We start from the raw sequence: 12417 nt of genomic DNA, 5'->3' as shown, positions 1-12417 counted from the left end.
GCCGCGGCGGATTTTCCAAATGTGTTGACAATTCTCTGATTGGGATCATTATCGCCAATCAGGATGGTGTTCGCGCACCGGGTCCATGCCGGCGCCCCATCCCTCCTTTCCAAGTCGCCCGGGAGCGCAGGCATGAACCAGTCCCAGTCCGCACGGCCGTGGTACCGCAAGCAACTCTCCCTGGCGATCGCCGGCGCACTGGCCTGTTGCGCCGCGCCGGCGCTGGCGCAGCAGGCCGAACCGGCCGCCCCGGCCGATGACGCGTCCGCCACCAACCTCGACACGGTGGTGGTGACCGCCAACAAGCGCGTGGAGAACATCCGCGATGTCGCCGCCTCGATCAGCGTGATCGGCGAGCGGCAGCTGGAGAACATCGGCGCGGTGTCGCTGTCCGACTATGCCGCCTACATCCCCGGCCTGCAGGTGCAGAACGACGGCAGCCCGGGCCTGACCCGCGTCTCGCTGCGCGGCATCGCCGCGCTGTCGTCCGGTGCCACGGTGTCCACCTACATCGACGACGTGCCGGTCGGCTCCAGCGGCATCTACCAGGGCGCGAGCACGCTGATGCTCGACCTGCTGCCGTACGACATCAGCCGCGTCGAAGTGCTGCGCGGCCCGCAGGGCACGCTCTACGGCGCCGGCGCGGTCGGCGGCCTGTTGAAGTACGTCACCCGGTCGCCGGACCTGTTCGGCGAAGAAGCGCGCGTCGGTTTCGGCCTGCGTTCCGTGCAGGACGGCGGCCATGCGTGGAATGCCCGCTTCGGCGCCAGCCTGCCGCTGAAGGAGGACCGCCTGGGCCTGCGCATGAGCTTCGCGCGCAACGGCATCGCCGGCTTCACCGACAACGCGGTCGATGGCCGCGAGGACATCAACAAGGGCGAGCAGATCGGCGCGCGTACGGCGCTGTCGTGGGATGGCGAGACGTTCGACCTCGGCCTGTCCGTGCTGCACCAGCGCATCCGCAGCGACGACCGTGCCGGCGTGGCGCTGGATGGCGACACGCTGGACCCGCTGTTCGGCGAGGACGACGACCTGGCCTGGCAGCCGCGCCCGTTCTCCAAGGACCTGACACTGGCGTCGCTGAGCCTGGACTGGGACCTGGGTTGGGCCAACTTCATTTCGGCGACCGGCTGGTCGCAGACCGACACGATCGACCAGATCGATTCGACCGTGCAGTTCGGTGAAGTGGCCGACCTGCTGCTCGGCCTGCCGGAGCCCGGCAGCTCGTTCGTGCGCTACGAGTTCGACCTCGACAAGGTCACGCAGGAATTCCGCCTGCAATCGAAGGGCGGCGGTACCTTCGAATGGATGGTCGGCGCGTTCTACACGAAAGAGGACGCGCTGCAGAGCCAGTTCGCCTGGCTGGGCCAGCGCGACGGCACGCCGCTGCCGGCGCCGCTGGACGATGCGTTCGGCACGCTGGCGATCATCAACCTGCCCAGCACGTACAAGGAATACGCGCTGTTCGCCAACGGTTCGTGGCGCTTCGGCGAGCGCTTCAAGATCGACGCCGGCCTGCGCCAGGCGCGCAACGAGCAGTGGTTCAGCCAGAACGTGCCGACCGGCATCCTGGCGCCCATCGGCGAGTCGCCGGGCGAGTCCAGCGAGGACGTGTTCACCTGGAGCCTGAGCCCGCAGTTCAGGCTGTCCGAGAACGCCATGCTGTACGCGCGCGTGGCCACCGGCTACCAGCCGGGCGGTCCGAACGTGGCGCTGGCCGGCGTGCCGCCACAGGTGGATTCCTCGATGCTCGACAGCTACGAGATCGGCATGAAGTCGCAGTTCGCCGACCGTCGCGTGACGCTGGACGTGTCGGCGTTCCGGATCGACTGGGAAGACATCCAGGTGGCGTCGTCGTTCAACGGCGTCGGCGGCCTGGTCAACGGCGGCAAGGCGACCAGCGAGGGTCTGGAGCTGTCGTCGCTGTTCCGCGCCACCGACAATCTGACGCTGGGCTTCAACGCCGCCTACACCGACGCGAGCATCAAGAATGATTTCGAGCCGACGGTGATCCCGCAGGGCGCGTTCGACGTGATCCTGTGGACCGGTCTCGCCGGCGACCGCATGCCGTACACGCCGAAACTGTCGTGGACCGGGACGGCCGAGTACGCGTTTTCCGTGGGCGGCCTCAACGGCCAGGTGGGCGGCGCGCTGCGCTGGGTCGACGACCGCGTCAACGAGACCACCGAACGGCAGCGCGTCACCGCGCCGGGCGATCCGGACACGCTGCTGGCGCCGGACGACATCACGGTGCCGCTGGAACTGGACAGCTACCACGCGCTGGACCTGTACGCCGGCATCGGCAGGAACAACTGGGAGCTGCGCCTGTACGCCAACAACGTCACCGGCGAACGGGCGTGGTCGACCCTGACGCCGATGGACGGCGCGCTGTCCGGTGTCAGGTCGCACGTCACCGGCGTGCCCATCCAGCCGCGGACCTTCGGGCTGGAACTCGACGTCCGCTTCTGACCGCGCGCCATCCGCTTCGCGCGGATGGCGTCCGCTCTTTCCGTGCTCCGGACTCCGCCCATGCAGACCGCTCTTCCGGCGTCGTCCGACGTCGATGCGCTTCCGCAACCGTACCTGCTGTTCCTCGGCGATACCGTCGAGCCCGGCTACGCCAAGACCGCGTTCGGCCTGCGCGACTGGGCGCGCGACCGCTGCGTCGGCGAATTCGCCTGCGACACGGCAACGGTCAGCGCCGGCCTGCCGTTCCTGTCGCCGATGCAGGCGCGCCAGGCGGGTGCGCGTGCCATGGTGATCGGCGTGGCCAATCCCGGCGGACGTATTCCGCCGGCATGGATTCCGTTGCTGGTGCAGGCACTGGAAGCGGGACTCGACCTGATCGGTGGCATGCACATGCGCCTGTCGGGCATCGAGCCGCTGCGCACGGCGGCGCGCGCGCAGGGTCGCCGACTGATCGACGTGCGCGAGCCGCCGGCGGACATCCCGGTGGCCACCGGCGCGAAGCGCAGCGGGCACCGGCTTCTGACCATCGGCACCGATTGCGCGCTCGGCAAGAAGTACACGGCGCTGGCGCTGGCGCGCGCGTTCCGGGCGCGTGGTATCGATGCCGATTTCCGCGCCACCGGCCAGACCGGCATCCTGATCGCCGGCGCGGGCATTCCGATGGACGCGGTGGTGGCCGACTTCGCGGCGGGCGCGGCCGAAATGCTGTCGCCCAACGCGGCCCCGTCCCACTGGGACGTGATCGAAGGGCAGGGGTCGCTGTCGCATCCGGCGTATGCCGGCGTGTCGCTGGCGTTGCTGCACGGCAGCCAGCCGGACGTGTTCGTCGTCTGCCACGAACACGGCCGCGCGCGCGTGCTGGGGTATCCGCACTACCTGCTGCCGTCCATCGAGGAGACCATCGAGCTGGCGCTGCGCCTCGGCGCACGCACCAACCCGGCCATCCGCTGCGGCGGCGTCAGCCTCAACACCGGCATGCTGGACGCGGACGCCGCGCGCGAGGTCATCGATGCGCTGTCGGACCGGCTCGGCATGCCGGTCGCCGATCCGGTGCGGGGCGGCGACGCGTTCACCGCGCTGGTCGCCGCCTGCCTTGCCCGGCAGGCCGGCTGAGGCGATGCCTTCCACGCGCTTCCAGCGCTGGATCCTGCCGGGACTGGCCTTCAAGGCGGCGGTGATCGGCGGCGGTTACGCCACCGGCCGGGAACTCGCGGAGTACTTCATCCCCAGCGGCCCGCAGGGCGGCCTGCTGGCGATCGTGGTGGCGATGCTGTGCTGGAGCGCGATCTGCGCGCTGACCTTCGCCCTCGCCCACGCGACGCGCAGCGTCGACTACCGCGCCTTCTTCGGCGTGCTGCTGGGCCGGTTCGCGTTCGTGTTCGAGGTGGCGTACCTGGTCTTCATGGTGCTGATCCTGGCCGTGTTCGGCGCGGCGGCGGGCGAGATGTTCGCGGCGATGCTGGGCTGGCCCACGCTGGCCGGCACGCTGTTGCTGATGGCGGCGATCGGCGGCTTCGTCGCCTTCGGCAACGAAACGGTCGAGGCCCTGTTCAAGTGGGTGTCGATCCTGCTGTACGGCACCTACGCGCTGTTCGTGGTGCTGGTGCTGGCCAGGTTCGGCGAGCCGGCGATGGCCACGCTGGCCACGCCGCATCCGGCCACCGGCTGGCTGCAGGGCGGATTGACGTACGCGGGCTACAACATCGTCGGCGCGGTGATCGTGCTGCCGCTGGCGCGGCACTTCCTGTGCCGGCGCGATGCCGTGGTCGCCGGCGTGCTGTCCGGGCCGCTGGCGATGCTGCCGGGCCTGCTGTTCTTCGTCTGCATGCTGGCGTGGTATCCGGGCATCGGCGACGAAGCGCTGCCGTCGGATTTCATCCTGCGCCAGTTGCAGGCGCCGGCGTTCCACCTGCTGTTCCAGCTGATGATCTTCGCTGCGCTGCTGGAAACCGGCACGGCGGCGATCCATGCCTGCAACGAACGGATCGCGCACGCTTGGCGCGCACGCGGCCGCGCCGGCATGGGCCGTAGCGCACGCCTGTCGGTCGCGGCGCTGCTGCTGGTCGGTTCGATCTTCATCGCCGACCGTGTCGGCCTGGTGGCGCTGATCGCGCAGGGCTATCGCGCGCTGGCGTACCTGTTCCTCGTGGTCTATATCGTGCCGCTGCTGACGGTCGGCCTGTGGCGACTGCGGCATCGCCCCGCATCCGGCGCTGCGCCCGCGCCCGTCCTGTCCGGAGATCGCTGATGAACGTGTTCCTCATGTCGCTGGTGGTGGCCGCGACCGTCATGCTGCCGTGCAAGGCCGTGCAGGCGCAGGTGCCGGCCGGCTTCGATGCACGGGTCGAACAGGCCATGCGCTCGCGCGATGTGCCCGGCATGGCCATCTCCGTCGTCAAGGATGGACAGATCGTGCATGCGAGGGGCTACGGTGTGCGCCGGCTGGGCGGCACCGAACCGGTCGATGCGGACACGATCTTCCCCACCGGCTCGACCGGCAAGGCGGTGACCGCGGCGGCGCTGGCCATCCTGATCGACGACGGCAAGCTGGCATGGGACGACCGGGTGATCGACCACCTGCCCGACTTCCGCATGTACGACGCCTGGGTCACCCGCGAGATGACCGTCGCCGACCTGCTGCTCCACCGCAGCGGGCTGGGGCTGGGCGCCGGCGACCTGCTGTTCATTCCGCGCACCTCGCGCAGCCGCGCCGACATCGTGCGCGCGCTGCGGCACCTCAAGCCGGCCACCAGCTTCCGCAGCGGCTATGCCTACGACAACATCCTGTACATCGTCGCCGGCGAACTGGTCACTCAGGTCAGTGGCATGCCGTGGGAGGAGTTCGTGCGCACCCGCATCTTCGTGCCGCTGGGCATGAAGACGGCGGTGAGCGACGAGCGCGACCGTTTCGCCAACCCCAATCGGGTGCAGCCGCATGCGCGGCTGGACGCCCGGCTGCGTGGTCTGGGTCCGCAGCAGGTATTGCCCGAACGCGAGGGCCTGGGCCAGGTGGGCGCACCGGCCGGTGGCCTGTCCTGGAGCGCGAACGATTTCGCCCGTTGGCTGCAGGTGCAGCTGGCCCTGGGCGCGCTGCCCGACGGCAAGGGGCGGCTCTACAGCGAAGCGTCGGCCCGCGCGATGTGGACGCCGCAGGTGACCATCCCGATCCACGCCTATCCGGCGCCGATCGCCGACATCACGCCGCAGTTCTCCAGCTATGGCTACGGCTGGAACGTGCAGGACTACCGCGGCGTCAAGGTCGTGCAGCATGGTGGGGCGGTGTTCGGCGTGCTCGCCTTCGTGGTGCTGGTGCCGGAGCGCAACCTGGGCATCTCGCTGCAGATCAACGCCGAAGACGTGGACGTGATGCGCGGGCTCGGCTACGAACTGCTGGACCACTATCTCGGCCTGGCGCCGCGCGACTGGGTCGCGGCGTTCTCGACCTGGAACCAGGCGCGGCTGGCGGGCGGACTCGAAGCGCTGAAGGGCGCGTCCACCGGCGCACGCACGGCATCGCTCCCCTCGCTTCCCCTTGCCGGATACGCGGGTGCCTATCGCGACGCGTGGTACGGCCCGATCAGCGTCGCCGACCAGCGCGGCACGCTGCGCGTCGACTTCAGGCAGACGCCGAACATGGCCGGCACGTTGCGCCACTGGCAGTACGACACCTTCCGCGTGGACTGGGACGACACGTCCATCGAGCCGGCCTACATGACGTTCGCCCTGGATGCCGACGGCCGCGTGGCGCGCATCACGATGAAGGCGGTCTCGCCGCTGGCCGACTTCAGCTACGACTATCCGGATCTGCTGTTCGAGCCGGCGAAGTAGCGCACGGTCGGCCGGCAACCAGGCCGCACGGACGGCGCACGCGGTACCATCGGGTCCTCCCACGATTCGATGCATGCACGTGAAGTCTTCGTTCTGCTGGATGCTGGGTGGTTCGCTGCTCGTATCCCCCTTCGTCACGCCTGTCCGCGCGCAGTCGGCCGCATCCGCGGAAACGCTGGACCGCATCGTCGTCACCGCGACGCGCCTGGAAGCGGTCACCGCCTTCGATACGCCGGCATCCACCAGCGTGGTCTCGCTGGGCGATGGCGGCGCCCGGCCGCAAGCCGCGCTATCGGAAGCACTGGACGGTATCCCGGGGTTGCTCGCGCGCGAACGGCAGAACCTGGCGCAGGACACGCAGTTGTCGATCCGCGGCTTCGGCGCCCGCTCGACCTTCGGCGTGCGCGGCTTGCGGCTGTACGCCGACGGCGTGCCGGCGACCATGCCGGACGGGCAGGGCCAGGTGTCGCACTTCAGCATGCTGGGTGCCGATCGCGTGGAGGTGCTGCGCGGGCCGTTCTCGGCGCTGCACGGCAATTCGTCCGGTGGCGTGATCCAGTTGTGGAGCGAACTGCCGGACACGGGGCACGATGCGCGCGTGCAGGCCAGCGTGGCCGGCCACGACAGCACGCTGGTGGGCGCTCGCCTGCGGGGTGCCGGTGGCGCGATCGGCTACAACGTGGCGGCGTCGGTGCTGGAGACGCGGGGGTACCGCGACCACAGTGCGGCACGGCGCGAGTCGCTCAACGCCAAGGTCCGGTTGACGCCCGGCGCCGGCACGCTGGACCTGCTGCTCAACCACTTCAATGCGCCCGACGCGAAGGATCCGTTGGGGCTGACGCGCGCGCAGGCCTGGCAGGATCCGCGCCAGGCCTCGCCGGTCGCCACGCAGTACGACACGCGCAAATCCGTTCGCCAGGACCAGCTCGGCGCGGTCTACGCATGGCCGTTCGCCCACGGGCATCGGCTGCGTGCGATGGCCTACGTGGGCCGCCGCGACGTGGAACAGTACCTTGCGTTGCCCGTCGCGGCGCAGGCCAATCCCCTCAACTCGGGCGGCGTGATCGATCTGGACAACGAGTACGGCGGCGCCGACCTGCGCTGGTCGTGGACCGGCGATCTCGCCGGGCGCCCGTTCGAGCTGAGCGCGGGCGTCAACGCCGACCGCCAGCGCCAGCATCGTCGCGGCTACGAGAACTTCGTCGGCGCGGCGCTGGGCGTACGCGGCGCGCTACGGCGGAACGAACGCAACCAGGTGGCGAATGCCGACCAGTATGCGCAGGCATGGTGGCATGTTGCGCCACAGTGGTCGCTGCTGGTCGGCGCCCGCCACAGCCGCGTGCGCTTCCGCTCCGACGATGCCTACGTCACCGCCACCAATCCCGACGACAGCGGCCGCGTGGTGTACGCGCGGACCACGCCGGTGGCGGGCCTGGTGTTCGCTCCCTCCGACGCGCTGCGCCTGTATGCCTCGATCGGGCGCGGCTTCGAGACGCCGACCTTCAACGAGGTCGGCTATCGTGCCGACGGGGGTGCGGGGCTGGCCTTCGACCTGCGGCCGGCGACGACGCGCAATACCGAGCTGGGCATGAAATGGCGTGGCGGTCAGGGTGCGGGTATCGAAGCCGCGCTGTTCCGCGCGGATACCGACGACGAACTGGCGGTAGCGCGCAATGTCGGCGGCCGCAGCAGCTTCCGCAATGCTGGCGCCGCCCGTCGGCAGGGCATGGAGATCCAGGCCGAGCTGCCGTTGCACGCGGCATGGCAGCTGCAACTGGCCTACACCTGGCTGGACGCGACATTCCGTGATCGCTTCCCGATCTGCACCGCGAGCGGCTGCACCTCGCCCGTGGTACAGGTTGCCGCCGGCACCCGCATCCCGGGCGTCGCACGGCAGCAGGCATCGGCACGGCTACGATGGCAGGGCGAACAGTGGCATGCGGCCGCACAGCTGCTGGCCGTCAGTGATGTCACCGTGAACGACACGGGCAGCGAGCGCGCCCCCGGCTACGGCGTGCTCAACCTGGAAGTCGTGCGCGACTGGTCGATGGGCAGTGGGCGCCTGCAGGGATTCGCCCGCATCGACAATGCGCTTGATCGTTTCCACATCGGTTCGGTCATCGTCAACGAAGGCAATGGCCGCTTCTACGAACCGGGCGCGGACCGTACCTTCACCGTCGGCCTGCGCTGGCACTGGACCGGCGGTGGATGACGCCTCGCGCGCGTCAGGGGTGCGAGGCGGGCGCTGCGCTGCCGTGCGAGGCGACGTGCCGCATGATGTCGACGAACGGCGCCACCCAGTAGACGTCCGGGTGCGCGGCAAGGTGGCGCAGCAGCTGTTCGTGCGCCTCCTTCGAGACGGCGAGGTAGTCGCCGCCGATGCCATGGAAGGTGAAGCCGACCATCGTGCCGCGGCGGGCGGCTTCCTTCACGCGCGCGATCAGCTGTTCGCCGGTGGCATCGACGGGAACATCCACGGGTACGGCGGCGGGATCGATGCGGGTCATGTCGTCGATCACCCCGCCTTGCCCCCGCTTGATCGCGACGAAGTCCGCAGCGACGGCATCGACGTAGTTGCCGTCGCGTGCCTGCGTATCCCCGCACGGTACGGTCATCGTCCGTTCGCTTCTGCCATCGAGCGCGGCCAGCATGACGTTCGCCAGCCGCACCTGGTCGACCATCTGCGCCACGGTCGTATTGTCGAGGTCGCGGTGCGGCTCCACCCAGGCGCGGTCGGGCTGCGACGCCGAGCACTGGTGGAACAGCGTGTGGTTGCCGAGCTCGTGGCCGTTGCGTGCGGCGGCGATCCATTCCCGCTGGCGCGTGCGCAGGGTGTCGGAGCCCAGCGTCAGGTAGAAGCTGCCCTTCAGTCCGTGGCGATCGAGGGCCGGGATGGCGCGGTCGAGCTGAGAGGGGATGGCATCGTCGTACGCCAGGCTGACCGCCGCCTTGCGGCCTCCGGGCCACGGAAACGGTTCGGCCGCCTGTGCCGCCGCGCTCAGCACGACCAGCATCGACAGCAGTACACGCCGCGCGCCGCGCATGCCTACTGCACCAGCGTCTGGATGGCGCGGGCGGGAATGGTCACCACCGCCGACGCCTGGCCGACATAGAAGTTGTAGTCGATCGCCTTGTCGGTCGGATTCATCACCACCGTCGCCAGTCGCCCGTCGGGATTGACGAAAGCGGTGGCCAGCAGCGTGCTGCGGCTGGTGGCGGCGCTGACCCGGCGTGCTTCCGGCCGGATGAACTTGGAGAAGTGGCCGATGTAGTAGTAGCTGGGCGTGTAGATCAGCTCACCGGTGCGGGTGTCGGCGTGCAGTGGCGCGAAACAGTAGTTGCCCACGTGGTTGGGGCCGCCCGTGTGATCCAGCAGCATGTTCCAGTCGGTCCAGCCCACGGCGCCGTTGTTGAAGTCGTGGATCATCGAGGTGCCGTAGCGCTCGGCGTTCGGCCAGTGCTGGTAGCGCGCCGGGTCGAACTTCTCCACCGCCGCCTCGGTCAGCAGCACCGGCTTGTCGGGGAAGGCTTCCGTCACTGCCGCAACATTGCGGAACATCGGATCGAAGCCGGCCCAGGTCTCGTACCAGTGGAAGCCCAGGCCCCATGCATACTTCGCCGCGTCCGGATCGCCCAGGATCACCTGCGCGCGGTACAGCATCATGTCGCGGTTGTGGTCCCACACGATGATCTTCTTGTCGGCGTAGCCGGCGGCATGCAGGGTCGGGCCCAGGTGCAGCTTGAGGAAGTCGCGCTCCTCTTCGGCCGTGTACAGCATCGATTCCCAGGTCTGCGTGGCCATCGGCTCGTTCTGCACGGTGATGCCCCAGATCGGGATGCCTTCCTGCTCGTAGGCCCGGATGAATTTCACGAAGTAGTTGGCCCACGCATCGCGGTACTCGGGCAGCAGCGCGCCACCCTTCAGCATGTGCCGGTTGGTCTTCATGAAGGCCGGCGCGCTCCACGGGCTGGCGTACAGCGGCAGCGTGCCGCCGGCCGCGGCCATCGCCTGCTTGATCATCGGGATGCGCGCCGTGCGGTCGTGCGCGATGGAGAAGGTCGCCAGTTCCCTGTCGCCCTCCTCGATGTAGGTGTAGCTGGCGGAACTGAAGTCGGAGCTGTGGATGGTGGTGCGCGCGAGCGAGTAGCCGATGCCGTCCCGGGTGTCGTAGTAGGCGCGCATGAACTCCGCTCGCTTTTCCGGCGACAGGGTGGCGTAGACCTCGGCGGTGGAATCGGTGATGGCGCCGCCGATGCCGAGCAGCGCCTGGAATTTCCGGGTCGGATCGACGAAGACCGAGTTCTCCACCTCGGTCAGTGCGTGTCCCGGCTGCAGCGTGGCGCTCCCGGTCCGGGCAAGGCGCTGCGTGCTGTCCTGTGCCGTGGTGTAGATGGCGACGGTCACGGGAGTACCAGCCGACGGTGCGGCCGAGGCGTCGCTCATCATCGACAACCCCAGCAGGGCAGCGGCGAACAGGGGGGTGTGGCGCATCGTCGTGATCCTCGTGGGCGCGGCATGGCATCCCGCGTGCTGCGCGGGCGATCTCGGAGCGGGATGGTTGACAGCGCTGTCATACAGTTGCTACATCATGCTGTCAACCGGAGGCGAGGAACGCCACGGTAAGGCGCGGCGCGGTGAGGAGGTCGGCCATGCGCGGCGTGCGGTCTGTTGCCATGCAGCATGAAAGATGCGTCGGCCGCGCCGCCTCGCGCGCGGCCGACGCAGTATCCAGCGATGCGCGGCGCTGTCAGAATCCGGCCTCGTCGCCGGAAGGAATGGACGAAGTGGAGCGGGAACCGCCTTATGCGTAGTCGGATCGAGGATGTGGCCGCCGCTGCCGGCGTTTCGATGAAGACCGTATCGCGCGTGCTCAACAACGAGCCCAACGTGCGCGATGCGATGCGCCAGCGCGTCATGGCGGCGGTCGAGCAGCTCCAGTACCGTCCGAACCTCTCCGCGCGCAGCCTGGCCGGCCAGCGGTCCTATGTCATCGCGCTGGTCTACAACAATCCGTCGCGCAACTACCTGATGGAGATCCAGAGCGGCATGCTCGACGCCTGCCGCGACCATCACTACAACCTGGTGCTGGCGCCGGTGGGATCTGCCAGGCAGCGCAAGGCCGAGGACCTGAAGGTCGTGTTCGAGCACTTCGCGCCCGACGGCGTGGTGCTGATCCCGCCGCTGACCGACGATCCTGCGGTGCTGGAGTTCCTGGAGCAGCAGGAGGTGCCGTTCGCCTGCATCGCGCCCAAACGTACCGAGGGGCGGATCGGCGTGATGATGGACGAGACCTCGGCGGTACTGGAACTGATGGCCGGACTGGTGGCGCAGGGACACCGCCGCATTGCCCACATCAAGGGGCCGCCCGCGCACGGCGCCTGCCAGTGGCGCTACAAGGGGTACCGCGATGCGCTGAAGAAGGCCGGGATCGAGTACGACCCGGCACTGGTCGTGCAGGGTGCGTTCTCGTTCGAATCCGGCATCGAGGCGGGGGATGCGTTGCTCGGCCTCGAACGACCGCCCACCGCGATCTTCGCGGCGAACGACGACATGGCGGCCGGCGTGATCCGTGCCGCCTGCGAGCGCGGGCTGTCGGTGCCGCGGGACATCTCGGTCTGCGGGTTCGACGACACGCCGATCGCACGCCATATCTATCCGGCGCTCACCACGGTGCGTCAGCCCACCTCCGAGATGGGCAAGCTGGCGACGCTGCAATTGCTGTCGCGCATCCGCGCGGCCGAGTCGGGCGGCATGGTGCAGGTGGAACACGAAGTGCTGTTCCGCGAGTCGACGCAGCCTCCCGCAACGCGCTGAGTGCATCGCTGCAGGATTGGAAGGAGGCGCCGCGTTCCGCAGCGCGCAGGTAGGTCGCGCACGTCATCTTCCATACCAATAGAAAACCTCAGCTCTGGTCCGCGTGGAATTTTCGTCCGGCGTCGTGTCACGGATGCAATGCAGAAAACGATTTCAGCTGCGATGCAGCATGAAGAATATTGCTGAAAACAAGCGGTTTCTCAGCCAGTCCATCGAAAATTCGGGAAAGTTGACAACGCTGTCAATCGCGCGTCCAATGCGGCCCCATGCCGTGGCGAAGGGGCCGCGAGCACGTACACCACCAC

8 protein-coding genes are annotated in these 12417 nt (G+C 68.8%); 6 read left to right on the top strand and 2 right to left on the bottom strand.

Annotated elements, in window-relative coordinates; genetic code table 11:
* Positions 1–132 precede the first annotated feature (132 nt).
* The 5 genes from VGN58_RS15040 to VGN58_RS15020 all read left to right on the top strand — a co-directional run bounded on the left by VGN58_RS15040 (position 133) and on the right by VGN58_RS15020 (position 8509).
* The gene (locus tag VGN58_RS15040) at positions 133–2469 is read left to right on the top strand and encodes a TonB-dependent receptor (RefSeq protein ID WP_327483986.1); all 2337 of its coding nucleotides are present in this window, start codon (positions 133–135) and stop codon (positions 2467–2469) included.
* Positions 2470–2529: 60 nt separating this feature from the next.
* Complete coding sequence (locus VGN58_RS15035; protein WP_327483985.1) at positions 2530–3582, top strand: DUF1611 domain-containing protein; 1053 nt, start codon at positions 2530–2532, stop codon at positions 3580–3582.
* A gap of 4 nt (positions 3583–3586) precedes the next feature.
* Complete coding sequence (locus VGN58_RS15030) at positions 3587–4717, top strand: hypothetical protein (RefSeq protein WP_327483984.1); 1131 nt, start codon at positions 3587–3589, stop codon at positions 4715–4717.
* Positions 4717–6297, top strand: coding sequence for a serine hydrolase (locus VGN58_RS15025; RefSeq protein WP_327483983.1), 1581 nt, complete (start codon positions 4717–4719; stop codon positions 6295–6297). The genes VGN58_RS15030 and VGN58_RS15025 overlap by 1 nt, the downstream gene beginning before the upstream one ends.
* Before the next feature lie 100 nt (positions 6298–6397).
* Positions 6398–8509, top strand: a complete 2112-nt coding sequence (locus VGN58_RS15020) for a TonB-dependent receptor family protein (RefSeq protein WP_414710829.1) — start codon at positions 6398–6400, stop codon at positions 8507–8509.
* A 13-nt stretch (positions 8510–8522) separates the two neighbouring features.
* Here the strand turns inward: VGN58_RS15020 and VGN58_RS15015 are convergent, their stop codons facing one another.
* Both VGN58_RS15015 and VGN58_RS15010 read right to left on the bottom strand, forming a co-directional pair.
* Positions 8523–9341, bottom strand: a complete 819-nt coding sequence (locus VGN58_RS15015) for a polysaccharide deacetylase family protein (protein WP_327483981.1) — start codon at positions 9339–9341, stop codon at positions 8523–8525.
* Positions 9342–9343: 2 nt separating this feature from the next.
* Positions 9344–10789: a glycoside hydrolase family 30 protein gene (locus VGN58_RS15010; RefSeq protein ID WP_414710804.1), complete on the bottom strand. Its 1446-nt coding sequence runs from the start codon at positions 10787–10789 to the stop codon at positions 9344–9346.
* Between the two features lie 312 nt (positions 10790–11101).
* Here VGN58_RS15010 and VGN58_RS15005 point away from each other — a divergent pair, with 312 nt between their 5' ends.
* A complete protein-coding gene (locus VGN58_RS15005; RefSeq protein WP_327483980.1) occupies positions 11102–12112 on the top strand; it encodes a LacI family DNA-binding transcriptional regulator in 1011 nt (336 codons plus the stop codon).
* Positions 12113–12417 lie beyond the last annotated feature (305 nt).

Origin of the sequence: Pseudoxanthomonas sp., from assembly GCF_035999195.1 — a bacterium.
Taxonomy (GTDB): Bacteria; Pseudomonadota; Gammaproteobacteria; order Xanthomonadales; family Xanthomonadaceae; genus Pseudoxanthomonas_A.
The sequence above is the reverse complement of the archived record's forward strand: the minus strand, read 5'-3'. Positions and strand labels throughout refer to the sequence as shown.